General features: G+C 70.7%; 26 protein-coding genes and 1 pseudogene. 13 read left to right on the forward strand and 14 right to left on the reverse strand.

Going from position 1 to position 25,162, the window contains the following annotated elements; all coding sequences use genetic code 11:
- Position 1: 1 nt before the first annotated feature.
- From ACIBHX_RS24215 to ACIBHX_RS24230, 4 genes are read left to right on the forward strand one after another with little or no spacing between them, the layout of a single operon-like run.
- Complete coding sequence (locus tag ACIBHX_RS24215; RefSeq protein ID WP_397069471.1) at positions 2-1,018, forward strand: ABC transporter permease; 1,017 nt, start codon at positions 2-4, stop codon at positions 1,016-1,018.
- Positions 1,015-1,893, forward strand: coding sequence for an ABC transporter permease (locus ACIBHX_RS24220; protein WP_397069472.1), 879 nt, complete (start codon positions 1,015-1,017; stop codon positions 1,891-1,893). The genes ACIBHX_RS24215 and ACIBHX_RS24220 overlap by 4 nt, the downstream gene beginning before the upstream one ends.
- A complete protein-coding gene (locus ACIBHX_RS24225; protein ID WP_397069473.1) occupies positions 1,890-2,657 on the forward strand; it encodes an ATP-binding cassette domain-containing protein in 768 nt (255 codons plus the stop codon). The genes ACIBHX_RS24220 and ACIBHX_RS24225 overlap by 4 nt, the downstream gene beginning before the upstream one ends.
- Positions 2,644-3,528, forward strand: a complete 885-nt coding sequence (locus ACIBHX_RS24230) for an ABC transporter ATP-binding protein (protein ID WP_397069474.1) — start codon at positions 2,644-2,646, stop codon at positions 3,526-3,528. The genes ACIBHX_RS24225 and ACIBHX_RS24230 overlap by 14 nt, the downstream gene beginning before the upstream one ends.
- Positions 3,529-3,842: 314 nt before the next feature.
- Here the strand turns inward: ACIBHX_RS24230 and ACIBHX_RS24235 are convergent, their stop codons facing one another.
- The 3 genes from ACIBHX_RS24235 to ACIBHX_RS24245 form a co-directional block, all read right to left on the reverse strand.
- The gene (locus ACIBHX_RS24235; RefSeq protein ID WP_397069475.1) at positions 3,843-4,028 is read right to left on the reverse strand and encodes a hypothetical protein; all 186 of its coding nucleotides are present in this window, start codon (positions 4,026-4,028) and stop codon (positions 3,843-3,845) included.
- Between the two features lie 71 nt (positions 4,029-4,099).
- Positions 4,100-4,762 carry an SGNH/GDSL hydrolase family protein gene (locus tag ACIBHX_RS24240; RefSeq protein ID WP_397069476.1) on the reverse strand — a complete coding sequence of 221 codons (663 nt, stop codon included), beginning with the start codon at positions 4,760-4,762 and terminating at the stop codon, positions 4,100-4,102.
- A gap of 35 nt (positions 4,763-4,797) precedes the next feature.
- Complete coding sequence (locus ACIBHX_RS24245) at positions 4,798-6,303, reverse strand: FAD-dependent monooxygenase (protein WP_397069477.1); 1,506 nt, start codon at positions 6,301-6,303, stop codon at positions 4,798-4,800.
- 177 nt (positions 6,304-6,480) lie between these two features.
- On the opposite strand from ACIBHX_RS24245, the gene ACIBHX_RS24250 reads away from it, so the two are divergent.
- Entirely contained in the window at positions 6,481-9,708 is a 3,228-nt protein-coding gene (locus ACIBHX_RS24250) for a BTAD domain-containing putative transcriptional regulator (RefSeq protein ID WP_397069478.1), read from the forward strand.
- Here ACIBHX_RS24250 and ACIBHX_RS24255 read toward each other — a convergent pair.
- Genes ACIBHX_RS24255 through ACIBHX_RS24275 form a run of 5 tightly spaced genes read right to left on the reverse strand, consistent with a single transcriptional unit; the run spans position 9,690 to position 12,983 of the window.
- Positions 9,690-10,043, reverse strand: a complete 354-nt coding sequence (locus tag ACIBHX_RS24255) for a hypothetical protein (protein WP_397069479.1) — start codon at positions 10,041-10,043, stop codon at positions 9,690-9,692. The genes ACIBHX_RS24250 and ACIBHX_RS24255 overlap by 19 nt on opposite strands.
- Positions 9,989-10,732 carry a hypothetical protein gene (locus ACIBHX_RS24260; RefSeq protein ID WP_397069480.1) on the reverse strand — a complete coding sequence of 248 codons (744 nt, stop codon included), beginning with the start codon at positions 10,730-10,732 and terminating at the stop codon, positions 9,989-9,991. Before ACIBHX_RS24260 ends, ACIBHX_RS24255 begins: the two co-directional genes overlap by 55 nt.
- Before the next feature lie 9 nt (positions 10,733-10,741).
- Positions 10,742-11,782 carry an alpha/beta fold hydrolase gene (locus ACIBHX_RS24265; protein ID WP_397069481.1) on the reverse strand — a complete coding sequence of 347 codons (1,041 nt, stop codon included), beginning with the start codon at positions 11,780-11,782 and terminating at the stop codon, positions 10,742-10,744.
- A 29-nt stretch (positions 11,783-11,811) separates the two neighbouring features.
- Positions 11,812-12,312: a DinB family protein gene (locus tag ACIBHX_RS24270; protein ID WP_397069482.1), complete on the reverse strand. Its 501-nt coding sequence runs from the start codon at positions 12,310-12,312 to the stop codon at positions 11,812-11,814.
- Between the two features lie 44 nt (positions 12,313-12,356).
- Positions 12,357-12,983: a class I SAM-dependent methyltransferase gene (locus ACIBHX_RS24275; RefSeq protein ID WP_397069483.1), complete on the reverse strand. Its 627-nt coding sequence runs from the start codon at positions 12,981-12,983 to the stop codon at positions 12,357-12,359.
- Between the two features lie 87 nt (positions 12,984-13,070).
- Here ACIBHX_RS24275 and ACIBHX_RS24280 point away from each other — a divergent pair, with 87 nt between their 5' ends.
- The gene (locus ACIBHX_RS24280; RefSeq protein ID WP_397069484.1) at positions 13,071-13,679 is read left to right on the forward strand and encodes a helix-turn-helix domain-containing protein; all 609 of its coding nucleotides are present in this window, start codon (positions 13,071-13,073) and stop codon (positions 13,677-13,679) included.
- A 6-nt stretch (positions 13,680-13,685) separates the two neighbouring features.
- Here the strand turns inward: ACIBHX_RS24280 and ACIBHX_RS24285 are convergent, their stop codons facing one another.
- On the reverse strand, positions 13,686-14,381 hold the full coding sequence (locus tag ACIBHX_RS24285; protein WP_397069485.1) for an SDR family NAD(P)-dependent oxidoreductase: 696 nt from the start codon (positions 14,379-14,381) through the stop codon (positions 13,686-13,688).
- A gap of 89 nt (positions 14,382-14,470) precedes the next feature.
- Here ACIBHX_RS24285 and ACIBHX_RS24290 point away from each other — a divergent pair, with 89 nt between their 5' ends.
- Positions 14,471-15,070 (forward strand): TetR/AcrR family transcriptional regulator, encoded by a 600-nt coding sequence (locus ACIBHX_RS24290; RefSeq protein ID WP_397069486.1) that lies wholly within the window; start codon positions 14,471-14,473, stop codon positions 15,068-15,070.
- 77 nt (positions 15,071-15,147) lie between these two features.
- Here the strand turns inward: ACIBHX_RS24290 and ACIBHX_RS24295 are convergent, their stop codons facing one another.
- Positions 15,148-15,393 (reverse strand): helix-turn-helix domain-containing protein, encoded by a 246-nt coding sequence (locus ACIBHX_RS24295; protein WP_397069487.1) that lies wholly within the window; start codon positions 15,391-15,393, stop codon positions 15,148-15,150.
- Between ACIBHX_RS24295 and ACIBHX_RS24300 the strand changes: the two are divergent.
- The 6 genes and pseudogenes from ACIBHX_RS24300 to ACIBHX_RS24325 all read left to right on the forward strand — a co-directional run.
- Positions 15,364-15,877 (forward strand): annotated as a pseudogene (locus tag ACIBHX_RS24300) (hypothetical protein); the annotation flags it as partial. The gene ACIBHX_RS24295 and the pseudogene ACIBHX_RS24300 overlap by 30 nt on opposite strands.
- Positions 15,878-15,982: 105 nt before the next feature.
- The gene (locus ACIBHX_RS24305) at positions 15,983-16,843 is read left to right on the forward strand and encodes a MurR/RpiR family transcriptional regulator (protein WP_397069488.1); all 861 of its coding nucleotides are present in this window, start codon (positions 15,983-15,985) and stop codon (positions 16,841-16,843) included.
- Between the two features lie 113 nt (positions 16,844-16,956).
- Positions 16,957-18,408, forward strand: a complete 1,452-nt coding sequence (locus ACIBHX_RS24310; RefSeq protein ID WP_397069489.1) for an APC family permease — start codon at positions 16,957-16,959, stop codon at positions 18,406-18,408.
- The gene (locus tag ACIBHX_RS24315) at positions 18,405-19,661 is read left to right on the forward strand and encodes a glutamine synthetase (RefSeq protein ID WP_397069490.1); all 1,257 of its coding nucleotides are present in this window, start codon (positions 18,405-18,407) and stop codon (positions 19,659-19,661) included. The genes ACIBHX_RS24310 and ACIBHX_RS24315 overlap by 4 nt, the downstream gene beginning before the upstream one ends.
- The gene (locus ACIBHX_RS24320; RefSeq protein ID WP_397069491.1) at positions 19,651-20,799 is read left to right on the forward strand and encodes an amidohydrolase family protein; all 1,149 of its coding nucleotides are present in this window, start codon (positions 19,651-19,653) and stop codon (positions 20,797-20,799) included. The genes ACIBHX_RS24315 and ACIBHX_RS24320 overlap by 11 nt, the downstream gene beginning before the upstream one ends.
- Positions 20,796-22,025, forward strand: a complete 1,230-nt coding sequence (locus ACIBHX_RS24325; RefSeq protein ID WP_397069492.1) for a M20 family metallopeptidase — start codon at positions 20,796-20,798, stop codon at positions 22,023-22,025. The genes ACIBHX_RS24320 and ACIBHX_RS24325 overlap by 4 nt, the downstream gene beginning before the upstream one ends.
- Before the next feature lie 102 nt (positions 22,026-22,127).
- On the opposite strand, the gene ACIBHX_RS24330 is transcribed toward ACIBHX_RS24325, so the two are convergent.
- The 4 genes from ACIBHX_RS24330 to ACIBHX_RS24345 all read right to left on the reverse strand — a co-directional run bounded on the left by ACIBHX_RS24330 (position 22,128) and on the right by ACIBHX_RS24345 (position 25,139).
- On the reverse strand, positions 22,128-22,520 hold the full coding sequence (locus ACIBHX_RS24330) for a hypothetical protein (protein ID WP_397069493.1): 393 nt from the start codon (positions 22,518-22,520) through the stop codon (positions 22,128-22,130).
- A gap of 30 nt (positions 22,521-22,550) precedes the next feature.
- Entirely contained in the window at positions 22,551-23,666 is a 1,116-nt protein-coding gene (locus tag ACIBHX_RS24335; RefSeq protein WP_397069495.1) for a response regulator, read from the reverse strand.
- Between the two features lie 291 nt (positions 23,667-23,957).
- Positions 23,958-24,818 (reverse strand): alpha/beta fold hydrolase, encoded by an 861-nt coding sequence (locus ACIBHX_RS24340; protein WP_397069496.1) that lies wholly within the window; start codon positions 24,816-24,818, stop codon positions 23,958-23,960.
- Between the two features lie 147 nt (positions 24,819-24,965).
- Positions 24,966-25,139, reverse strand: coding sequence for a CsbD family protein (locus tag ACIBHX_RS24345; protein WP_397069497.1), 174 nt, complete (start codon positions 25,137-25,139; stop codon positions 24,966-24,968).
- Positions 25,140-25,162 lie beyond the last annotated feature (23 nt).

Consider the following 25,162-nt stretch of genomic DNA (forward strand, 5'->3'; position numbering starts at 1 on the left):
CGTGCTGCGCCATCTGATCCGCCGGCTCGGCCAGGCGCTCCTGGTCGTGGCCGGCGTGGTCGCGCTCACCTTCGTGATCACGCGGCTGCTGCCCGGCGACCCGGCCGTCGCCTTCGCCGGGCCCAAGGCCAGCGCCACCGAGCTGGCCGCCGCGCGCGAACGGTTCGGCCTCGACGACCCGCTCTGGATGCAGCTGCTGACCTACGCGCGGGACCTGCTGACCGGCGACCTGGGCACCAGCCTGCACACCCGGCAGCCGGTGGCCGACGACCTGGCGCTGGCCTTCCCCGCCTCGCTGGAGCTGGTGGGCGCCGCATTGCTCATCGCGATCGTGGTGGGCATCCCGCTGGGCATCGCCGCCACCCGGTACCGGGCGAAATTTCTGGATTTCACGGTACGGCTGAGCACGATGCTGGCCGTGTCCGTCCCGGTCTTCTGGTTGGCGCTCGCCATCCAGACCGTGTTCGCCAGCGGGCTGCGGTGGTTCCCGGTCGCCGGCGAGTACGACAGCACGCTCGACACCACCAGCCCGCTCACGGTCTACACGAACATCACCGCCGTGGACGCGCTGATCACCGGGAACTGGCCGATCCTGACCAGTACGCTGCACCACCTGATCCTGCCCGCGCTGGTCGTGGCCGCCTACCCGACGGGCGTGGTCGCCCAGCTCACCAGGGCGGCCCTGATCGAGGAATCCGGCCAGGACCACGCCAGGATGGCCAGGGCGCTGGGGTTCAACCGGACGGAGGTGCTCACCCGCTTCTCGCTCCGCCCGGTGCTGAACCCGCTGCTGTCGCTGGTGGCCCTGGTGTTCGCCTACTCGATCGTCAACGGCTTCCTGGTCGAGGCGATCTTCAACTGGCCCGGTCTCGGCCGGTACGCGGCCGACTCGATCCGCAGTCTGGACATCCCGGCCATCGCCGGCGTCACCCTGCTGGTCGCGTTGCTCTACGTGCTCGCCAACCTCGTCGTGGACCTGCTCCAGGGCGTGATCGACCCACGAGCGAGGCAACGATGACACGCAGTGTTCCTCTCCCCCGCACCCGGAACCCCCGCCTGACCCTTCTCCGCCGCACCCGGAACCCCCGCCTGGACCTCCTGGCGCGCGTCGGGATCGGGCTGCTGGTGGTCATCGTGCTCACGGCCGTGATCGGCCCGCTGCTCCTGGCACCCGCCGAACCGAACCCGGTGCGGAGCCTGCTGCCGCCGAGCGGCGAGCACTGGTTCGGCACCGACGCGGTCGGCCGGGACATCCTCACCCGAGTGGTGTACGGCGCGCGCACCTCCCTCTTCGTCGCCGTCGCCGTGCTCGTCCTGTCCGCGCTGGTGGGTGTCACCCTGGGCGTCGTCGCCGGCTACTCGACGGGCTGGCTCCGGGACGTGATCATGCGGGTGACCGACATCTTCCTGGCCTTTCCCGCGCTGCTGCTGGCCCTGGCCACCGCCGTGGTGCTGCAGCCGAGCGTGAACACGGTGGTGATCGCGATCGCCGCCACCTGGTGGCCGTGGTACGCCCGGCTGACCGCGTCCGTGGCCCAGTCCGTGGCCGCGCGCGGGTTCGTGGACGCGGCCCGTTGCCTGGGCGTGGGCACGCCGAGCATCGTCCTGCGTCACGTGCTGCCCAACTCGCTCACGCCCGTGCTGGTCCAGTTCTCGCTGGACGCGGGTGGGGTCATCCTGACCGCGGCGGCGCTGTCCTATCTGGGCCTGGGCGCGCAGGAGCCGACGGCCGAGTGGGGGCTGATGATCGAGCAGGGGCAGTCCCTGTTCACCACGAACTGGTGGGTGGTGACCTTCCCGGGTCTGGCCATCCTGGTCACCGCGTTCGCGTTCAACGTGCTCGGTGAGGGGATGCGGGACGCGCTCGACCCGCACAGGAAGAGGACGCGATGATCGAGATCAGGGACCTGGAGGTCAGGATCGGCGACCAGGTGATCGCGGCGGTGCCCGCGCTGGACGTCGCCGCCGGGACCTGCGCGGCGATCGTCGGGGAAAGCGGTTCCGGCAAGACCACCACGCTCATGGCCGTCCTCGGCCTGCTCGACCACGCCGAGGTCAGCGGTTCGATCAGGGCCTGCGGGGTCGACGTGACCAAGGACGGCGCCGACGGCCTGCGCGGTTCGAAGATCGCCCTGGTCATGCAGAGCCCGCAGGGGGCGTTCACCCCGACCATGCGCCTGGGCGCCGTGCTCCGCCGTACTCTCGCCAAGCACGGGATCAAGGGCGCGGCGGCGGCGGAACGCACCGCGGGCGCGCTGCGCGACGTGATGCTCGACGCGTCGGTGCTGCGGCGCTATCCCCATGAGGTGTCCGGCGGGCAGGCCCAGCGATTCGCTCTCGCGGTCGCGCTCGCCCTCGGCGCCGAGGTCATCCTGGCCGACGAGCCGACCAGTGCGCTCGACGTCACCGTCCAGGCCGAGGTGGTGAACGTGCTGCGCCGCCTGCACGACGAGCGCGGCCTGACCGTGCTGCTCGTCTCGCACGACCTCGCCCTCGTTTCCGCGATCGCCGACCACGTCACGGTCATGAAGCAGGGCCGGGTCGTCGAGTCGGGGCCGGCCACGGCGGTGTTCACCGCTCCGGCCTCGCCGTACACGCGTGAACTCATCGCCGCGATCCCCGCGCTGCCCGAGGAGGCCGACCATGCTCAAAGCTGAGAACCTCACCCTCGGGTACGGCGGCGCCGCGGTCGTCCACGGCGTCACCCTGGACGTCACGGCGGGCGGCGTCGGCCTGATCGGCGAGAGCGGCTCAGGCAAGACCACCGTGGCCAGGGCCCTGCTCGGCCTGCTCCCACCCATGTCCGGCGGGGTGACGTACGGCGGGCGGGACGTGGCCGCGATGGACCGGATCGGCTTCCGCGGCGCGGTGCAGCCGGTCTTCCAGGACGGCAGCGAGGCGCTGAACCCCAGGATGCGGGTGGCCGCGTCCCTCAGAGAGGCGTTGCGCGTCCATCGCAAGCCCGACCGGATCGCCGAACTGCTCGACGCGGTGGACCTCGACCCCGCGCTGGCGGAGCGGCGCCCGCACGAACTCTCCGGCGGGCAGCGGCAACGGGTGATCATCGCCAGGGCGCTGGCCGTGGAGCCGACCACGTTGGTCCTCGACGAGCCGACCAGCGCGCTGGACGTCACGGTCCAGGCCCGCGTCCTCGACCTGCTCGAATCGCTGGCCGCCGAACGCGACCTGAGATACCTGCTGATCACGCACAACCTGGCCGTGGTGCACCGGCTGTGCCGTACGTCGCACGTGATGTTCGCCGGGCGGATCGTGGAATCGGGCCCGACCAGAACGCTGCTCACCCGCCCGGCGCACCCTTACACGGCCGCGTTGCGCGCCGCCGTACCACGGCTGGGCGGGTCACCGCCGGCGCCCGCGGCCGGCACGGGACCCGCCGCCCCGGACGGCTGCGCGTTCCGGCTCCGCTGTCCGCTCGCCATGGACCGGTGTGCGGCCGAACGCCCGGAGCCACGCGAGGTCACCGGCCGCACGGTCGCCTGCCACCGGGCGGAGGAGGTCACACCCTGAGCCTCGGGGATCTCGCGTCATGGCTTCATCCGCCCGACGTCGGCTGGCCGAAGATGGCCGCCGCCTGGGCCGCGTCGATCAGCCCGAGATCGGCCACCGTCGTGACGAGGTGTTCGAGAAGCGTGCGCGGGGCGCTGTCGTACCCGGGAAGGGTGAGCCAGCCGGTCTCGGCGGACGCCGCGTACGCGTAGGCGATACGGTCCTCCGCGACGCCGGTGGCGAGGTCGCCGCAGCGCCCCGCGGCCGCGAGAGCATCCGGGCCGACCTCGACACCGATCAGGCAGCCGCGAGGGAAGGGCGGCCTCGCCTCGGGTTTAGAAGTCCTTGCACCACATCCACTTACCGTCGATGAGGCAGCGGTGCCAGCCGTCGTCGGCCGGGTTCCATGCGTAGGCGGGACTGCTCGTCGTCGTACCAACCGTGAACATCGCGGAGCCGGCCAGCAGAACGAGAGCCAGGGCGCGGCGCAGTCGTCGGGCCGCGAACATGTTGTTTCTCATGGGGTTCATAGAACACGCGCGGGCTTGGGACTCTCTTGGATCCCAGTTGAGTCGTACTCGCCATGGCACGGTCACGCGACCAGGCGCAGCCAGGCCGCCGCGAGTGCGGCGTGACCGGCCGGCGTCGGGTGCACGCCGTCCGCAGCCCAGTACTCCGGCCCGGTCGTCACGGCGAGCTCGGCGAACATGCCGTCGGCGGCGAGCAGGTGCGCGCCGTACTTGCGGGCGAGCTCGCGCACGACCTGGATCTTGGGGTCGAGGTCGGCGCGCCACTTCTTCAGGTCCTCTACGCCGAAGTGTGCGTCGCCGACCTCGATACGGCCGCGAATCGGCAGGAGGAACGGCTCGATGAGGATCAGGTCGGCGCCGGTCTCAGCGAGGGGCGCGAGCAGGCGGTCGTAGCCTGCCGCGTAGTCCTCCGCGGGGATCACGTAGCCGTCCGGGTCGTACGTGTGCCAGCCGACGTCATTGATGCCGACGAGGATCGACACCACGTCCGGGCGCGCGTCGAGCACGTCCGCCTGCCACCGGGGTTCGAGGTCCATCACCTTGTCGGCCGCGATCCCGGAGTTCAGCCAGGTCACGGCCCGGTCCGGGTGCCGGAGTCCCCACTCGCCCGCGATGCGCAGCGGGTAGCCGAACCCGAGGCCGTGTTCGCTCTCCAGCCGCTGGCAGTCGGTGATCGAATCGCCGGTGAACATCACGGTGCTTCCCGGTCGGAGGGTGATCGTCATGTGCGCTCCTGGAACACGGTTGAGGAGAGGAAGTTTCACGCCGGACTACCGAACCAATGGCCGGCGGCCCGCTCGAACGCTTCACGATCGGGGTCGCGGTCACCTGCCCAGGCGACTATGCCGTCAGGCCGGACAAGCACGGCACCTGATCCGAGGTCGTTTCTCGCCGGCCCGGCCGCATACCGTATCCGGCTCTCCCAGCCCATCGCCGAACCGTGCAGGCGTCGGTCCGTGCTGAAGTCAAGCGCGACGCCTCGTCCGTCCTGCATCAGGTCGCCGAGGCGAGTGCCGTCCTCAAGACGAAGGTCCGGGGCGTTGCGGCCGACCAGCGACTGCTCGCTGCCAAGGTCGTAACGGATCGACGATCCCGAGATCTTCTCGAACGCGTAGGTCGTTCCGTCACGGGTCCCGAGCAGGTCGCGGATCACTGCTTGGATCGCCTGGGCATGCGCGTCCGGCCGCATCACCGCCGCCTGGGCGCGCGTCCAATCGAGCACCCAGGCGCCGATCGGATGGCGCTCGCGGGTGTAGGTGTCGACAAGCCCGTCCGATGCCCACCCGTGCACGGTCGCCGCGAGCTTCCATCCCAGGTTCATGGCGTCGCCGATGCCGAGGTTGAGTCCCTGCGCTCCGAGGGGAGAGTGGATGTGTGCGGCGTCGCCCGCGAGCAGGACGCGCCCCTTCCGGTACGTCGTCGTCTGCATCGCCCGATCGGTGAAGCTCGAGGCGAGATGGACGTCGCTCAGCGTCACGCCGGTGCCGGACACACGGCGCAGAACCGCCTGGAGATGGTCGCGAGTCGGCCGCTGCGAGCGATCGAACGCGCCGCCGTCGAACTCCAGCATGCCGATGTACCCTTTCGCGGGCGTCCGGAGGTACATGCCGGTCGGCGTCAGATTGAACCCAGGGCTCAGCTTCTCTGGATCGGCGATGGTGGCGAGCACGACGTAGCCGGTGAGCTGCGGCTCGGTGCCGACGAAGTCGAAGCCCGCGAGCCCACGCACCGCGCTGCGGCCGCCATCGCAGCCGACGAGCCAGCGCGCCGCGTACTCGTGCTCGCCGGCTTGCGCGACCACGATCTCATCGTCCTGCGCGATGGCTGAGACCGTGACGCCGCGCCTGACCTCCACGCCGAGCTTGGACGCCCGCTCGGACAGCACCGTCTCGACCGCTTCGAGGTTCGTCATCACGCCCTCCATCGCCGGGCTGGGAAGCCGGAACGGCAGGGCGGCGACGTCGACCTTGGCCGGATCGAGCATCATGCCGGCGAAGTGGCCGACGCCACGAGGGGGTGCCGGCTCGTCCGCGCCGGGATAGTCGTTGACGCCCGACGCCTTCAGCAGCGGGTGCAGCATCCCGCGGCGGTAGAACGCCTCGACCGACGTGGCGGACAGGCCCCGCACGCCGAGCGGGTCCGCCTTCCACGGGGAGCGGGGCTCCTGCTCCCGCTCGAGCACCAGGACAGAGCAGCCGGCGAGGCCAAGCTCGCAGGCAAGGAAAAGACCGACCGGGCCGGCGCCCACGATCACTACGTCATGCACGAGAACTCCCCTTCCGAAGCCTCTTCTCTGAGGCACGCAAAGCCTGACGCGGGCCGCTCACACGGGGCACACACGGCGCTGACGGGGCCACACATGGCGCTGACACTCCCGTATGGTGGCGTGGCGAAGGCCCTGCCGTGATTTGGGGACTCGAGGTGCGCACGCGAAGATTGGGAGATGGACGGGGATGCGCGGCTTCGTGTCACGCTGCTCGACGCCTTTCAGGCGTCTCGCGGTGACGCCGTCCTGCCCGTTCCGGGTGCCCGGTTGCAGGGTCTGGTCGTACGGCTGGCGCTCGCCGGCGGGCGCGCGGTCGAGCAGGGCGTCCTCGTCGACGCGATCTGGGCCGAGGACCCGCCGGCCGGCCCCGCCCACGCCCTGCAGGCCCTCGTCTCGCGGCTGCGCCGGACCCTCGGCTCGGCCGGCGACGTCGCGCAGGCCGCGGGCGGCTACCGGCTGGACGTGGACGCGGCCGACGTGGACGCGCTGCGGTTCGAGCAGCTCGCCGCCGCCGGCCGTGACCGCCTGCGCGCCGGCGACCCGAATGCCGCGGCGGCCGTGCTCGGCGAGGCCGTGGCGCTGTGGGGCGACCGTCCCGGGGCCGAGCCCACGGTCGTCGCCGCGGTGGCGCCCGCCACCGCGACCCGGCTGGCCCACGCCTCGGTCGAGGCCGTCGCCGACCTCGCCGACGCCGAGCTGTCCCTGGACCGTGCCGACGCGGCCGCCGCCCGCCTGACCGCCCTGCTCGCCGAGCACCCCGTCCACGAGCGGGCGGCCGCGCTGCTCATGGACGCGCTCGCCGCCCAGGGTCGCCAGGCCGAGGCCCTGGCCCTGTACGAGCGGGTCCGCGAAACCCTGGCCGACGTCCTCGGCACCGACCCGGGCGACGCCCTGCGCGAGCGCCACCTGCGCCTGCTGCGCGCCGAGCGGCCCGCCCCGGACGCCCGTAAAGGGTCGGGTAACCTGCCCGCGCCGCTGACCAGCTTCATCGGCCGCGATGACGACCTCGCCCGGATCGACACGCTGCTCACCGCCGGGCGCCTGGTCACCGTGCTCGGCCCGGGCGGCGCCGGCAAGACGCGCCTCGCCGTCGAGGCCGCCCGCCGCCACCGCCACGAGTACCGCGACGGTGCCTGGATGATCGACCTCGCCTCGGTCACCGAGCCGGCCAAAATCGGCGCGGCCGTGCTCGCCGGGATCGGGCTGCGCGGCGGCGCGATGTTCGAGTCCCGGATGCGGGTCGAGGGCTCCGACCTGGACGTACTCGCCGACCATCTCGGCGGCCGGGAGAGCCTGCTGCTGGTCGACAACTGCGAGCACCTGATCGACGCCGTGGCCCACCTGGTCGCGGCACTGCTATCTCGATGCGCCGGGCTGCGGGTGCTGGCCACCAGCCGCGAACCCCTCGCGATCGACGGCGAGGCGCTGGTGCCGCTCGGCCCGCTCGCGCTGCCCGGGCCGGACGACGGCGTCGAACAGGCCCGGCGGGCGGCGTCGATACGCCTGTTCACCGAGCGGGCCGCGGCCGTGCGCCCGGGCTTCGACGTGAACGAGACGACGCTGCCCGAGGTCCGGCGGGTGGTCCGCGGCCTGGACGGTTTGCCGCTGGCGCTGGAGCTGGCCGCGGCCCGGCTGCGGACGCTGTCGCTGCCCGAGCTGGCCGACGGGCTCTCCGACCGCTTCCGGCTGCTCACCACCGGCAGCCGCACCGCGCTGCCCCGGCACCGCACGCTGCGCGCGGTCATCGCCTGGAGCTGGGAGTTGCTGAGCGAGCACGAGCGTACGGTCGCCGAACGCGTCTCGATCCTGCCCGGCGGCGTCACGCAGGCCTCGGCGACCGCGGTCTGCGCAGGCACCGCCGTACCTGCTGCCGAGATCCCCGAGCTGCTCGCCGGCCTGATCGATCGGTCGCTGCTGCAACTGGCGCCCGAGCCGGGCCGCTACCGCATGCTGGAGACGCTGCGCGAGTACGGCACCGGCCGCCTGGCCGAGACGGGCGACCTCGACACCGTCCGCGACCTGGCCGCGGGCTACTTCGCCGAGCTGATGGCCCGATACGACCCGCAGCTGCGCGGGCCCGGCCAGCTGGCGGCCAGGCGAGTCATCAGCGCCGAGTACGACAACGCGCTGGCCGCCCTGCGCCGGCGGTGCGACACCGGCGACGCCCCCGGCGCGGTCGCGCTCGCCCTGAACCTGACCTGGTACTGGCAGATGTTCGGCCAGCACGCCGACGCGGCCTACTGGCTGGGCGAGGCACTGGCGGTGCCCGGCGGCGAGCCGACGCCCGTCCGCGACTGTGCCCACGCGATCTACCTGTTCGACCAGGTCGGCACCCAGCCAGGAATGACCGCCGACGACCAGGCGCAGCTGCGCGAGCTGGCCGACCGGCTGCTCGCGTACCCGGAGCTGCCAGGTCCGTACGGCGTGCTCATCGCGCTCATCCAGGAGGAGAAGACCAAGCTCGCGATCATCGACCACCTGGCCGAGGGCGACGATGTGTGGTTGTCCGGGCTGGCCCGCATGTTCCGGGCCCAGTTCGCCGAGAACGCGGGCGAGCTCGACAGGATGCGCACCGACGTGGAGGCGGCCCTGGCCTGCTTTCGGCAGGTCGGCGACCGCTGGGGCCAGGCCACCGCGCTGCCGATGCGCGCCCAGCTGCGGCGGTACGACGACGACCTCGACGGCGCGCTGGCCGACCTGCGCGAGGCCCGGACGCTGGCGGGCGAGTTCGGCTCGCTCAGCCTCCGCGACGAGGTGTACAGGGACCTGCGCTGGATCGACCTGCACCTGCGGCGCGGCGACACCGACCTGGCGATCGCCATGATCGACTCGACCCGGGACCGGGCCCGGCGTGCGGCCTCGGAGGAGATGCTGATCCTGGTCGACGCGCGGGAGGCCGGCTTCTGGGTGCGGCACGGCGACCTGGACCGGGCGCGGCGACTGCTCGACAACGCCGAACGGGGTCTGCACGGCGACACCACGTTCCCCGGCGACCACGGGCGGACGCTGGTCGGCAGCGTACGGGCCTCGCTCTACCTGGAGCTGGGCGACCTGGCCGGCGCGGAGAAGGTGCTGGCGAAGGCGTACGCGGCGGCGCTGGAGACCCGGGACCTGCCGATCCTGTCGCTGGTGGCGGTGAACGCGGCCGCGCTCGCCGAGGCGCACGGGCGGCATCACGAGTCGGCCGTCCTGCTCGGCGCCGCCTCCCGGCTGCGCGGCGCTCACGACCGCACCGATCCGCAGGTCCGCGACCTCACCCGCCGAGGGCGGGCCGCGCTGGGCGAGGAAGCCTTCGCCGCGGCGTACGGCAAGGGCTGGGAGCTGGACGGAAAAACAGCCGTGACCGAAGTCGACCCGGCCAGGCTGCGCCGGGATCTCAGGACGGCTCACCCAGATCCCGAGTGATACACCCAGACGTGTCGAACAATGCGGCCGCGCGGACCTGACGGCAAGGTGGCGCTGGAGCTGCGGCTAGCTCCAGCGGGCGGCTTCCGCTTCGGCCTCGACGGCCTCGCGCGTCCTGCCCAGCTCGCGCAGGATCTCCGCCAGCACTCGCGCAGCACGGTCACGGCTTCCTGCGGCAGGTTGACGTCGAGCAGGTAGCCGCCGAGCTGGCGTAGCCCGATGGCCAGGAGGCCCGCGCCGTCGGGACCCTGCGCGCGCAGGGCCTCGACGGCCTCGCCGCTCAGCTCGATGGCCGTGGGCAGGTCGTCCTCGCGGGCGTGGATCTCGGCGCGCACGCCGAGCACCTGGGCCAGCAGGAAGTCCAGGTCGGGGAGCTGCTGCCGCAGCACGGCGGTCGCCGCGGCCGCGGCCAGGTCGGCCAGCGCGTACTGGGCCTGCGAGAGCGAGGCAAGGGTGGCGGCGTGCTCGGACCGCGGACCCGGTCGCCGAGGCGCTTGAGCAGGGCGATCACCGGGTCGGTCAGCCGGTCGGGGTAGTCGACCACCAGCAGCGTGGGCCAGGCCTGCTCGACGTGGACGCCGGAGGCGAGGTCGGCGGTCAGGCCCCGCTCGTCGGCGAACCCGGCCGCCACCGGCAGGTACGGCGGCTGCAGGTAGCTGCCGGAGTCGAGGTCGGTGACCCGGCCGCGGTCCTCCACCTCCTCCACGTCCACCGGGCCGATCAGCTGGGCGAACGCGGGGTCGCCCAGGAGCCTGCGCACGGGCAGGGCGTGCAGCCGGGCGCTGCCGTACCTGACGGGGTCGGCGATGACGACGCCGAGCAGCACCCGGCCGGGGCCGAACAGGGCGGCACCGGACATGCCGTGCCAGCCGCCGGTGACGACCTTCGGGACGCTGATGTCGACGTCGTAGCGCTGCGACAGGTAGGCGATCCGTATCCTCCCTCGGCGTACACCTCGACCACCCGGCGGTAACGCGTCATGTGCCCATAGTGGGTGAGAAACCAGGAGAGGGACATAGGGCATGCCCCGGGATCATCCGTCGAGGAAACGTAGCAACTCCGTAGTGACGAACTGAGGGTTCTCCTCGACGAGCCAGTGTCCTGCGTGCGGCACGTCCACCGCCCGCACGATGTTGGTCAGTCGCGGGGCGACTGTGGCTCTGATCGCGTCGAGCTGCCCCTGGGCGGTCATGAGCAGGGTCGGGACACGTACCGGTGCTGCTGCCACGGTGTCGCGGACGTCCTTGTCGAGGGCGCGGTAGAGCTCGAAGCCACCCGACAGGACCATGGGCCTGCTGTAGGTTCGCGCGTACTCGTTGATCTCGGCGTCGGTGAACGGGGATCGATCTGAGGTGCCGCCGAACGCCGTCCCGCCGAACGAGACCTGGGGATAGAACAGCGCCAGGTACTCGCGGACGTCGTCGCCTACGACCGCCTCGGGGACTCGTCGCTGGGAGTGAAAGGCGATGTGCCAGCTCAGTGAGCGGTATGTGGACGCATTGATCGCGGGCCCAGGTAGTGGCAGGTCGAAGTAGCCGAGGCGGGCGGTGTCGTCGGGGAACTGGCTGGCGTACTGAAACGCTACTGCGGCGCCGAAATCGTGCCCGACGACGGCGGCGTCCCGGACCTTGAGCCTTCCGGCGATCAGCGTATGCACGTACCGCGCGAGGGTGGCCTTGTCGTAGCCGGTCGGTGAGCCGGTGCTGTCGCCCAGTCCGGGAAGGTCGACCGCGTAGACGGTGTGGTGTTCGGCGAGTGCCGGCATGATCGGCCGCCAGCCGTACCAAGTCTGTGGCCAGCCGTGTATCAGCACCACCGGTGTGCCGCTGCCGCCGGTCACGTAGTGCATGCGGACACCGTCGATGTCGGCGAACTCGTGTCGAAAGGCCTTCTCGAACTCCGGGTCGCCCCGGGTGACGACGGCGTAGGAGGCAACGTCGCCGGCTGTCGGAGTCGAAGTGGAAGTGGAACAGGCCGCGCCGCCGATCGCGAGCAGGAGGGTGAGCGTGAGGGTCGCCACCGTGCGCGCGGATCGGTGGAAGCGGCGCGTCAACGGCCGGGTTGCGGTGATCATGTGTTCCTGTCCTGGAGGCAGTGGTGGAGTCAGCGCCCGGTCGCGCCGTCGATCAGTTCGCGGAGGATGTCCGCGTGGCCCGCGTGCCGGCCGGTCTCCTCGATCATGTGGGTGAGTGCCCAGCGGATGCTGGGAGCGGGACGTCCCGGCCGCGGTCGAGGAACCGGTGCATCGAGATCGGTGCACCCGTCGAGCACGTCGTTCGCGCGCTCGACCGTCTCTCGGTAGCGGGCCACGATGTCGGCAACGCTGTCCGCTGGTGCGGCCCGGAACGTCGCCTGCCAGTCGGTGACGTCGTCCCCGAGGAACATCGAGCGTTCGACGAAAGTCAGGTGGTTGAGCAGGCCGAGCAGGTTCGTGCCTGACGGCACTGCGGCTGTTCGCACCTGCGGTTCGGGCGCGCCGTCGACCTTTGCGGCGATCGAGGTCCGGAGGTAGTCGAGGAATCCGCGCAGGGTCTCGGTCTCGCTGCTTCCGGTCCGGGGCGGCGGGGTGTCGCCGCGGCGGTTGCGGCGCGTGGTGCTGGGCACAGTGGTCTCCTTCCTTCGTCGGGAGCGGCGCCGGCCGCCGTGTGTCAGGTGGTGCGGCGGATGAGCAGGACGTGGTCGGTGACCTCGGCGGTGCGCCCGTCCGGTCCGGTCGCGATCCTGTGGGGCGTGTCGGCCCGCTCGACCGTCCATGTCGCCGGGTCCATGTCGATATCCGCGGCGACCTCGTGCGGGCTCGGATACCGGACGCCGGGATCCTGGTTCCACGACCATGGCGCGGCCGAGCCGTGGTCGACGATCAGCAGCCGCCCATCCGGGCGCAGTGCGTGCGCGGCGGAGCGCAGGACGGTTGCTCTGTCCAGGTCGATTGGGGTGTGCAGGTAGTGGGCGCAGATCAGGTCGAACTCGCCGTGTGGGAAAGACGTGCGCAGGTCGTGCCGCACGGTGGTGACTCGGTCGTCCAGGCCGTGTGAGCGGGCGAGGACGGCGAGCCGCTCGACCGCCACGGCCGAGATGTCGGCGGCGGTGACGTGCCACCCCTGGCCGGCGAGCCACAGCGCGTCGCCGCCGTCGCCGCATCCGAGGTCCAACGCATCGCCAGGTGACAGACCCGTGACCGTCTCGGTGAGGCGAGCATTCGGCCGCGGGTCGATGGCTGCCGATCGGGCCGCGTAGACGCCGTCCCAGAACGTGACCGCATCGGTGGCGCTCATCAAGGCTCCTTCTGTCGGTGAGCGCTCAGTCTTGCCAGACGTGCCACGATTTGGCACGGAAACTTGCGGTTCTGGCAAGATGGTCTCGTGGAACACAAGTCGGACGACGACGTGCTTGACGCGGTGGGGCCGCGGCTTCGTGCGCTGCGTCGTGACCGCGGCATCACCCTCGCCGATCTCGCGGCGACGACCGGGGTGTCGGAGAGCACCCTGTCCCGGCTGGAGAGCGGGCAGCGCCGGGCGACCCTGGAGTTGCTGCTGCCGCTGGCTCGTACCTACGACGTTCCGCTGGACGACCTCGTCGGCGCCCCGCGCACCGGCGACCCCCGGATACACCTCAAGCCGATCCACCGGTTCGGGATGACCTTCGTGCCTCTGTCCCGGCGACCGGGCGGGGTGCACGCGTTCAAGATGATCATCCCCGCCCAGCCGGAACCACTCGAACCGACCCCGCAGACTCACGAAGGCTTCGAATGGCTCTACGTGCTCAACGGCCGGCTACGGCTCGTGCTCGGCGAGCGCGACCTGACGTTGCCGGCCGGTGAGGCAGCCGAGTTCGACACGTCCTTGCCGCACTGGCTGGGCAGCGCCGATGGCGGCGTGGTCGAGCTTCTCATCCTGTTCGGCCCGCAAGGGACGCGTGCGCACGTACGCGCCGCCCCTCATCGGTCGTCCCACAGCGAGAGCCAGCGGTGAAGGGCTCTACCACGGGATGATCTCGCCGTGGCGATCCATGAACTGCAGGCCGGGGGCGCCGGCCTGCGCTTCGAGGACGTCGACGACGGCCGGGATGCTCTCCTGAGGGCTGAGGGGCGCGTCGGGTCCGCCGAGCTGGGTCTGATTGTGGCCGGGGTCGATGAGCAGCTTGGTCTGTCCGTCGTCGGCATGGCGGGTGGCGTAACTGCGCATCAGCTGGTTGAGCGCGGCCTTGCTGGCCTTGTAGAGCTCAAAGCCGGGCTCGCTGTTTCGCGAGATGCTGCCCTGCTCAGATGACATGACCGCGACGGTGCCGCCGGGCGCGACGAGTCCGCGGAGGGCCTCAAGGGCGCGCAACGGGCTCAACGCGTTGGTGATCATCACCTCGGTGAACATGTCGGTCGAGACCTCGTCGATGGGCAAATCACCTCGGTCGATCGCAGCGTTGACGAAGAGCAGATCGAGTCGGCAGCCGGCCAGTCGCTCGCGCAGAGCGGCCAGCTGTTCGGAGCTTGTCATCTCCAACGATTCGACCTTCAGCTGTCCATTCCAGGCATGGGCATTCGCTTGCAGCTCGCCGCCGCTCCGGCGCGTCGTGGCGATGACTCGCCAGCCGCGTCGAGCGAGCTCGTTGGCGAGGACGAGCCCCAACCCTCGAGAGGCTCCGATGATGAGAGCTTGGCGGTTGGACGTGGTGGACACATTCACTCCTTCGCGGTAGGCCTCTCAATCTAGACGCAACGTCGCGTCTAGACAAATGTACGGCACCGCTGACGGGTAATGTGTCCCGCATGCCCGCCGCGAACTCTCAGCCCCGCAGGGCACGCTCCGGCCCCCGGCGCGACGAGGCCGCACGTCTAGCCGTGCTTCATGCTGCGGACGATCTGCTCGTCGAGCACGGCTTCGGCGCTCTGACCATCGAGGCGATCGCGCGTCGTGCCGGCGTCGCCAAGCAGACGATCTACCGTTGGTGGCCCTCGAAGGTCGAGATCCTCCTTGACACGCTCATCGAAGACAGCGACAAGCGCTTTCCCGTCCCTACGGACAAGCCCACGGCAGAAAGCATCCGTGGCTACTTGCGCGGCTTCGCGGGATTCCTCACCCGCGACCCTGCCGGCAAGGTCCTGCTCGCACTCATCGCCCAGGCGCAGCACGATCCCGACACGGCCAAAAGCTTCCACCAGCGCTATCTCGGTCCACGCCGTGAACAGGAACGTGACATGCTCGCGCGTGGAATCGACGCCGGCGAGATCTCACCCAGCCTCGGCCCCGACGCCACGATGGACGCTCTTGTCGGCCCGATCGTCTATCGCGCCCTGACGGGGGCGAGTATCCCCCACGATCTGGTGGACACCCTTGTCGAAGACCTGCTCCGGCCCCGCTCCAACTAGGTGTCCGCCCAGCTCTTCGCCGGCCCGATCAGCCAGGCGTAAGGGGCCTGTAGCGCGCGAGGGGCGCCCCCTCAGCGCTATGTCGCTTCGTGGCGGCTGTGGGTGTTGCGGTGGGCCGTGCGCCAGGCTTTCGGGCTGGAGCCGAACTCGCCGCTGAACCAGCGTGAGAACGTGCTGAGGGCGGAGAATCCCAGTAGTTCCGCGATCTGGGTGAGCGGGCGGTTCTGGTTGCCGAGGTACTGATGGGCGAGCTGTACGCGGGTGGAGTTGAGCACCGATGAGAACGTCTCGCCGGATCGGGCGAGGTGGCGGTGCACGGCCATCGGCGCTTCCGCCGCCGCTTCGGAAAGTCCATCCGGGAAGGCTACGGGCTGTCGGAGACCAGCCCGTTGGCGACCTGCACGCCCCGTGCGTGACGGCTGGTTTCGCACCGGCGACCTGGCCTCCCGGGACAAGGACGGCTGGCTCTACATCGTCGACCGGGCCAAGGACATGATCATCCGAGGTGGTTTCAACGTCTACCCACGCGAGGTCGAAGAGGTGCTGCTCTCCCACCCCGCCGTCAGCCTGGCCGCCGTCGTCGGGGTGCCCCACGTCACCCACGGCGAGGAGGTCAAGGCATTCATCGTTCCCGTACCCGGTTCGGAGATCACCGCGGAGACCCTTGTCGCCTGGTGCCGCGACACCATGGCGGGTTACAAGTACCCCCGCCTGGTCGAGCTTCGCGACAGCCTGCCCATGAACGCCACCGGCAAGATCCTCAAGTGCGAACTCCGCACCGAGACGGCACCGCTCGGCGGACAGTAGCCATAAGTACGGCGGCACGCTGCCGCGGAGGCATCGACGCGAACCCCCACAGGCTCGGCGACCGGCCAGAATGAGGGGCGGGACAACCCTGATCGAGAGGCGTCGATGACTGAAGAGAGCGCGGAGGTGTTCGTCTCGGTCGCGGAGCGGGTGAGACGGAGCCTCGCGGACGCATCACCAGGAGAGCGGCAGGTCGCCCGGATGCTGCTGGCCAACTATCCGGCGGCCGGGCTGGAGACGGCCGCGCGGCTGGCCAAGCGCGCGGGGGTGAGCGCGCCGACGGTCGTGCGGTTCGTGGCCGGACTGGGTTTCGCCGGCTACCGGGCGTTCCAGCAGGCGCTGCGCGAGGAGATCGAGGCCCGGCGGGCGTCGCCGCTCACGCTCGGCCAGCAGGTCGGGGAGGGAGGCCTGAGGCTGTCCGCGGCGGCGGCCTTCCGTCAGCGGCTGGACGAGTCGTTCGCCGCGCTGTCCGACGCCGAACTCGACGAGGTCCTCGCGCTGCTGGCGGACACGACGCGGCGGATCACACTGATCGGCGGCCGCTACTCGCACATCCTCGCCGAGTATTTGGACCTGCACCTGAGGCTGCTCCGCCCGGCAACGAGGGTGCTCGACGCGCGGCCGGAGAACATGGCGGCGTTCTGCGCGGACGCGGGGCGCCGGGATGTGGTCGTGGTGTTCGACTATCGCCGCTACCAGCGAGACATCGTGGAGTTCGCGCGGCGCGTGCACGATCGGGGCGCCAAGATCGTGCTCTTCACCGATCCCTGGCTGTCACCCGCTTCGGACGTCGCCGACCTCGTCATTCCGGCCCGCGTCGAGGCGCCGAGCCCGTTCGACAGCCTCGTCCCGGCGATGGCACTGATCGAGACGGTGGTCGCGGGCGTGACCCAGCGGCTGGGCGAGGCCGGCGAGGCCCGCCTGCGGCAGGTCGAGGAGATCGCGGGGCAGGTCACGATGGACTAATGAAACAAAAATTTCAAACCTGACTCTTGACGGGCGCCATGAATGTTCTATTTCATGCTGGGAAGTGGGCCGCGCGACCGCCGGCCCGACTCCGCCCCCTCTCGGGAGGTGCCATGCCGGAACAACTGCGCCCGCCTCGCAAACTACGACTATGGGAAGCGCTCGCCCTGTCCGTCGGGCTCATGGGCCCCACGCTCGCCATGGCGCTCAACGGCGCGGGCGTGGCGGGCACGGTGGGCAAGGCGGTGCCGCTCGTCTTCGTCCTCGGCCTGATCGGCGTGGCGTTGGTCGCCTATGGATTCGTCCGGCTGACGCGCCATTTCAACCACGCGGGCTCGGTCTACGCGCTGGCCGGAGTGACCCTTGGTCCCCGTGCCGGATTCTTCGGCGGATTCGCCCTGGTCGGCACCTACCTGTTCTTCGCTGTGTGCACGCTGGCCGCCACGGCGGTGTTCGCCGAAGCCTTCGTGCACGCTCTCGGCCTGTCCTGGGGGGTGCCCTGGTTCGCCGTTGCCGCCGTGGCCGCCGCGGGTGTCTGGGCGGTCAACTCCCGCGAGTCCCGCGTGACGGCTCGCACGCTGCTGCTCGTCGAAGGCGTCGGCATCGTCGGCATGCTCGTGCTCAGTGCGATCATCGTGGCCCGCGCGGGGGCGGGCACCGCGCCCGGCGGTCAGACGCTCGACCTGTCGGTCTTCGGTATGGAGGGCACCACCGTGGGCGCGGTGATGACCGCCACCGTGTTCGCGTTCCTGTCCTGGGCCGGATTCGAGGCGTGCGCGTCGCTCGGCGAGGAGACCGCCGACCCGCGCCGCAACATCCCGCGTGCCCTGGCCGGCAGCGTGCTGCTGACCGGTGTGCTGTACGTCTTCGTGATGTTCGCCCAGACCATCGGCTTCGGCACCGGCGAGCGCGGGGTGTCCGCCTTCGCCGGGGCGGAGTCGTCGCTGTCCGCCCTCGCCGAGGCCTATGTCGGCACCTGGTTCTCCCTCGTGATCGCCTTCACCGCGATGGCGTCCGCGTTCGCGGCCTCCATCAGCTCGGCGGCGGCGGCGAGCCGGCTGCTTCTCGCGCTCTCCCGCGACGGCTTCGGCCCACGTGTCCTGGCCCGCACCGACCCGCGCACGGGGGTGCCCACCGTCTCGCTGGTCGTCGCCCTCGCCGTGGCCGTGCTCGCCGACGTGGCCCTCGACCTGGGCGGAGTGAGCGCCTTCGACGCCTACTACTGGTTCGCCACCCTCGGCGTGCTCTGCCTGCTGGTGGCCTATGCCGTCGCGGGGGCGGGCGTCGTCGCGTTCATCGTGAAGGGGCGCGGCCGGATCCCGAGGCGCGAGATCGCGATCCCGGTGCTGGCGATCGCCTACCTGTGCTTCGTCTTCTACAACCAGTCGGTGGGGCAGGACAGCCCACTCAGCTACTTCCCGTGGATCGCCGCGGCCTGGTGCCTGGCCGGCCTGGCTGTCGTGCTGGCCGCTCCCGGCCTTGCCGGTCGGATCGGGGAGAGCCTCAGCGCCGAGCTGGCCCGTCCCGAGGAGCAGGCGGTCGCCGGGGCCGGAGGGACGGCATGAACGTCTTCATCGCGACCTGCGACCTGGCCGGGCACACGCGCGGCCGTGCCGTACCCGCCTCCAGAGAGGCCGCGGTGCTGCGCGGTGGCACCGGCTGGGTGCCCGCCGACCTGGCCCTGACCTGCTTCGGGACCATCGCCGAGAATCCGTTCGGCTCGACGGGCGACCTGCGGCTGCTGCCCGCCCCCGCCACGCGCGCCGACATCCCGGCCGACGGCGACGTCCCGGGGACGCGGCTGTACCTGGCCGGGCAGACGCTGCCGGACGGTACGCCGTGGGAGTGCTGCCCCCGCACCTTCCTCGCCGACGCCGTCGAGGAACTGCGGGCGGAGGCGGGACTCGTCCCGGTGGCCTCGTTCGAGCACGAGTTCACGCTGGCCGCACCAGGATCGCCGGATTCCGCGGGGCCGTTCTCCTTCGAGAGATACCGGACCGCGGAGCCGTTCGGCTCCGATCTGGTGGCACTCCTCGAAGGGAACGGGTTCGCGCCCGAGACCTGGCTGCCCGAGTTCGGCGAGGCGCAGCACGAGATCACGCTCGCCCCCACCGACGCCCTCGCCGCCGCCGACCAGGCGGTGCTGCTGCGCGAGCTCGTCCGCGACCTAGCCAGGCGGCGCGGGCGGCGCGCCTGCTTCGCGCCCATCCTGCACCCGGCGGGCAGCGGCAACGGCGTGCACATCCACCTGTCGTTCAAGGGCGGGGCCATGCATGACCCCGGCAGGCCGGGAGGCCTGTCGGAGCAGGCCGCCAGGTTCTGTGCGGGGATTCTGCGGCACGCCGCCGCGCTCACCGCGGTGACCGCGGCGAGCCCGGTGTCGTTCCTGCGCCTCACCCCACACCGGTGGAGCGCGGGCGGGGTGTTCCTCGCCGAGCGGAACAGGGAGGCGATGCTGCGCATCTGCCCTGGTTCGGAAGCCGAGTTCAACGTCGAGTTCCGCGCCGCCGACGCGACCGCCAACCCTTGGCTCGCGCTCGGCGTCCTGCTCAGGGTCGGCCTGGAGGGGATCCGCCGCGGCTACCCGGAGCCGGTCGTCTGGCCGGAGTCGGTGACCGAGGATGAGCTCGCGGCCGTGCCGCCGCTGCCCAAGTCGCAGGACGAGGCGCTCGACGCACTCGAGGCCGACGAGGTCGTGCGCGGCCTGTTCGCGCCCGACCTCATCGACACGTATCTGTCGGTCAAGCGGACGGAATCGCGCGCGCTCGACGGTCTGGATGACGTGGAAAGCTGCAGGAGGATCGCTGATGTCTTCTGAGTCCCTCGATCAGTCGATCGAGGCCATCGCGCTGGTGGACCACCATGTCCACGGCGCCTCGGGCCACGACCTGTCCAGGGAGGAGTTCGAGGAGCTCATCACCGAGTCGGACCGGCCGGTACCCGGCTGGATGAGCCAGTTCGACTCCCAGATCGGCTTCGCGATCCTGCGGCACTGCGCGCCCGTGCTGGGTCTCGACCCGCACGCGCCGCCCGACGCGTATATGGCGCGGCGTGCCGAGCTCGGCGCCGCGGAGGTGAACAGGCGGCTGCTCACCGCGAGCGGGATCGGCCACTTCCTGGTGGAGACCGGCTATCGCGGCGACGAGATCCTCGGCACCGCGGGCATGGCCGAGGTCACCGGGCGGCCCGCCGAGGAGGTCGTGCGCTTGGAGGCGGTGGCCGAGCAGGTGGTGTCCGAGGGTGTCAGTGCGGCCGGGTTCGCCGCGCGCTTCGCCGAACTGCTGTGGAAGCTCAGCGGTACGGCCCGCGGTCTCAAGACCATTGTCGCCTACCGCCACGGGCTCGATCTCGACCCGAGCCCGCCCACCCCCGCCGAGGTCACGGCGGCAGCGGGGCGATGGCTGCGGGCGATCGAGGAGACCGCGACGGTCCGGGTCGACGATCCGGTGCTGCTACGCCACCTGATCTGGACCGGGATCGAGCGCGGGCTGCCGCTGCAGTTCCACATCGGCTACGGCGATCCCGACGTCGACCTGCACCGCTCTGACCCACTGCTGTTGCGGGGGCTCATCGAGAGGGCCGAGCCCAGTGGGGTTCCCCTGCTCCTGCTGCACTGCTATCCGTTCCACCGCAACGCGGGCTACCTCGCCCAGGTCTACCCCAACGTCTACTTCGACGTGGGCCTTGGAGTGAACTACACCGGAGCGCGCAGCGTGGCCGTCGTGGCGGAGAGCCTGGAGCTGGCGCCGTTCGCCAAGATTCTCTTCTCCTCCGACGCCTGGGGCCCGGCCGAGCTGCACCACCTGGGAGCCTTGCTGTGGCGCCGGGCGATGACCCGCGTCCTCGGCGGTTTCGTGGCCGACGGGGAGTGGTCGCCGGCGCAGGCGGTCCGGGTGGCCACCATGATCGGCAAGGAGAACGCGCGTCGCGTCTACCGCCTGGGAGACGACGCGTGACGGATCGCATCGAGCGCACCCCAAGCCAGACGCGCGAACGCCTGCTAGCCGCGCTGCGCGCCGAGCTCCCCGCCGCCTGCGAGCTGCGGCGCAGGCTGCACGCCGAGCCGTGCGTGTCCGGGCAGGAAGGGCCGACCCTCAAGCAGGTGCTCGACGCCCTGCCCGCCGCGGCGGCGCCGGATCCGGTGGCCGGCACCGGCGCCCTGGTCCGCATCGGCGGCGACGGCCCCGCGGTCGGAGTACGCGGCGAGCTCGACGCCCTGCCGATCACGGAACAGACGGGGGTGCCCTGGGCGGCCGGCAACGGTGCCATGCACGCCTGCGGCCACGACGTCCACCTCGCCGCGTTGGTCGCGCTGGCCAGGGCGGTCGACAGGGCCGGCGGGCCGGCGCCGATGATCGCGGTGCTGCAGCCGCGGGAGGAGACCTACCCGTCGGGCGCGCTCGACATCGTCGAGTCGGGCGCGCTCGTCGCACACCAGGTGCGGGCCATGGTCGCCGCGCACGTCCAGCCCGTGCTCGGCGCCGGAGTGGTGGCCTGTACCCCAGGCCCGGTCAACGCCTGCGCCGACGAGTTCACACTGACCGTCAGGGGCAGCGGCGGACACGCCGCCTACCCCCACCTGACCAGGGACCCGATACCGGCGCTGGCCCAGATCATCGTGGCCGCGCAGCAGCTCGTCAGCCGCGACGCCGACCCGATGGTGGGCACCGTGGTCACCTTCGGGACGCTTGAGGCGGGCACCGCGCCCAACGCCATACCGGGTGAGGCCGTCACCCGGGGCACGCTCAGGACGATGTCGGAGTCCTGGCGGCCCCAGCTCCACGAACGCCTTCGCGCGGTCGCGGAGGGCGTCGCCAAGGCGCACGGGTGCGAGGCCGAGGTGCGGATCCTGCGTGGTGAGCCGGTGCTCGTGAACGACGCCCGCCTCGCCGCCGAGGCCGCCGCGCTGCTCGGCGGCTTCGGCCACACGGTGTCGGCGCCGCTCCGGTCGTGCGGCGCCGACGACTTCGCCTACTTCGCGGCGGATGTGCCGTCGCTGATGCTCTTCGTCGGCACCGACACGGCGGCGGGGCTGCATGCTCCCACGTTTCTGCCCGCGGACGAGAGCGTGGCGGCGGTCGCGGAAGGTCTGCTGGCCGCCTATCTCGCGGCGGCGCGGATCCTCATCGAGCCTGTGGGCGCCGAGAACCGTGGGGGCGCGCCCGTCGGGCAGCGGCGGTAGACGAGCCGGCTCGCGGGTCGTCCGACTGCGAGCCCTGATCACCATGGCGAGGAGTTGCCCCCTTCAGAAGATCAGAGACTGAAGCGGGTGCCGCAGGTGGCGTTACCCGGATGCTACGACCTCGCCGGCCGTGACCTGGGGAGGGTTCGGAAGCAGGGAGGCGAGCTGCTCCCGCACGAAGCCCGCGGCCCTTCTGGTGGATTCTTCGGCTCCAGCTTGATCTTCATAGACGCTGGTGGAAAGCATCACCCCATCTCCAGCGTCGACCCAGTAGTAAGCCACGAACCCGGGAACCTGGCTGATGAGCGCTACGAACCCCTCGCTCACTCGGCGTCCCGCCTCGGCGGGATCGGTTACCCCCTCGTATCGCCGTACCGTTGCGTACATGGATGAACTCCCCCTGGGCTCAAAGATCACTCCGTGCGGGAGGACATACCCCCGCCATGCGTCCTCCGACGCCAAGGGACTGTAAATACGACGGAACTCGTCGACCACGTCTCTCCTGCTGTCGGCCGGCAGGACGCGCTACCTCTCCGATGGGGAGTTGTCGTCCGTCTCGATGCTCGCGATTGCGGTCGCCAGACCAGCCAACGCCGTGCGCGGATTGGTCTGGATCTCGGGGAAGCGCTCAAGGGCACGGATCTCCAGCTGCGAGAGGTTACGCGTCACCAGCGCCGGCCCGGCGGGCGTCTCGTGTTTGATCAGCAGGATCGAGCCCACCCGCAGGCACGCCTCCGGCACATCGGCAAGGCTGGTGACCAGCGTGGAGACGGCTTCGGCCAACTTCCCGTCCACCTCCGCCTGCCGGGCATCCAGAGCGATCAGCTCCACGGCCCGCTCCGCCTTGACCAGCCGCTCCACGACCTCGCGGGTCTGCATACTCCGCCCCAGCGCCGCCTTGGCCCGCCGCCAGATCGAGCCCCGCTCGATCTGGGTCACCTGGGGCGGGTCGTAACCCAGCTCCTCCGCCAGCCGGTCAAGAGCCGCGAACACCCTGGCGGCGATCTCCTCGTCGTTGATGTCCAGATAGGCCTCGACCTCCATCGTGGCCGGCGCAGAATCCCCAGTGAAGATCACCGGCAGGCCGCCGGGCCCTTCCACGACGTCTCCCGCTAAGACGGCCGCTGCCACTGCCTCCCTGTTCGTTCGCAGCTCAGCCGCCCCGTCCTGGATGCATCGCAGCGCCTGGGACGCTGACAGCCCGAACCGGCCCATGAGAAAGCCCTGGGCGCGCTGCACATTCGCCTCTTGCTCGGCGGCTTGCTTGTCGGCGTAGCGAGCCAGGCTCATCTCGATCGCCGGAGCCAGATCGCCGGCGTAGAACGGCTTGACTATGTACCCGTAACCACCCGCTTCCTTGGCCTTCTCCACCAGGTCGTGCTGGCTGAAGGCGGTGAGGAAGACGACGGGGGCGATGCCCTCGGCGTTGATCTCGGCGGCCGCCTGGATGCCGTCCTTGATGGGCATCTTGATGTCCATCAGCACGACGTCCGGGCGCAGCTTCCGCGCCAGTTGGACGGCGGTCTCGCCGTCAGCCGCCTGACCGACGACCTCGTACCCGCTTTCGGTGAGATTCTCGGTGATGTCGAGGCGGATGAGCGCTTCGTCCTCGGCGACGAGGACCTGCGTCGGATGCGGCACCGGGCCTCCAAAGAGGAAGGGGACCTCGGGCCCGACGCTATCCCAGGACCATGCCTCAGGACGACCCGGCGACCGCTTCGTCCCCATGCCTGACCGATGCCCGACCATGTTCTGCCACATGATCCGTCGTACAGGCGTTCGCGAAACAAGCCGAGCGTCTCCTGCTGCTTCGCCGACGCGATCTCCAGCTTGCCGTAGAGCGCGTCCGTCACCATCTAGTAGATCGCCTGGAGCCCTCGGCGGCGTCGGCCGGCCGCGGTGAAGCGGAACAGTCGCGGCCGACCATCCCCATCAGCCGGTCCGCTCTCCCGGGAGCCGGGACTGCACGAAGGTCCGGAACCGTTCGGCGATAACGGCGGGGGCGTTCAGGTCGGGTGCGTTGTGGTCGAGACCGGGCAGGATCTCGTGCCGGGCGTCGGGCATGATGTGGCCCAGGTAAGGGAGCACACGGGTGAGGTAGTCGGGGGATTTGTCGCCGCCGAGCAGCAGCGTCGGGGAGTCTACGCTCGCATATCTGGCACCGTCGGAGTCCAGGCGGATGATCTCGCGGATCTCGGCGGGGGTCGTCGCCATCATCGCCCGCGTGTCACGGCCGTCGGCCCCGCGCAACAGCATGAACGCCAGCGCGCGGAACACCGGCGTCGGCGCGTCGCCGATGGGGGTCAGGCGAGTGGCCTTGAGAAAGACCGCCATAGCCGCGGCGTGCCTGCCCTCCTCCAGCAAGCGAGTGAACGACGGCAGCCAGTGTGCCGGGAATGACCCGCCGATGCTCACGCCCGGCTCGTAGACCACCAGCGCGGCAACCCTTCGCCGCAGCCCGAGGTGTAGAGCGATCAGGCCGCCGTAGCTGTGCCCGAAGACCAGGCCTGCGCCCGTGTGATCCATGACGGCCAGCGCGTCGTCGACCTCGGTCTCCACGCTGTAGTCCGGCCCCTGTGGATCGCTCTGGCCGCGCCCACGCCGCTCGATCACGTGCACGCTGTGAGCGCCGGACAGCTCTTGTGCCAGGGCCTGGTAGTGGTGGGCGCGCCGGTTGTTCCCAGGTATCACGACCAGCCCGGGGCCCTGTCCCACACTGAGTGCGGCAATCGTCGCCCCATCCCGCGAGGTCACTTCTCCGGTCCGCCACTCCATCGATGCCTTGCCGCTCACTTACGTCCTCCTTCACGGTGGTGGAGGCATGAGCATGGCCGCCGACGCTGTTATCCAGCTGGCAAAACGCTGGCGCGCAAGCTCGTCGGCCGTGGAGACACTTCAGCGGAGGCTCGGGGTGATTGAGCCTCCGCTGAAGCAGATCATTCACTTCTTGAAGGCGTCCTTCACCTTCTCTTTGGCTTGCTTGAGACTGCCCTTGGCCCTTTCCGCCTTCCCCTCCGCCTGCATCGATTCGTTATCGGTGGCGTCGCCAAGGCCGTCCTTGATCCTGCCTTTGATCTCTTCAGCTTTCCCCTTGGCCTTATCCTGACCAGCCATATCGCGGCCTCCCCTGTTGGATA

This window comes from Nonomuraea sp. NPDC050536 (genome assembly GCF_044457685.1).
Classification (GTDB): domain Bacteria; phylum Actinomycetota; class Actinomycetes; order Streptosporangiales; family Streptosporangiaceae; genus Nonomuraea.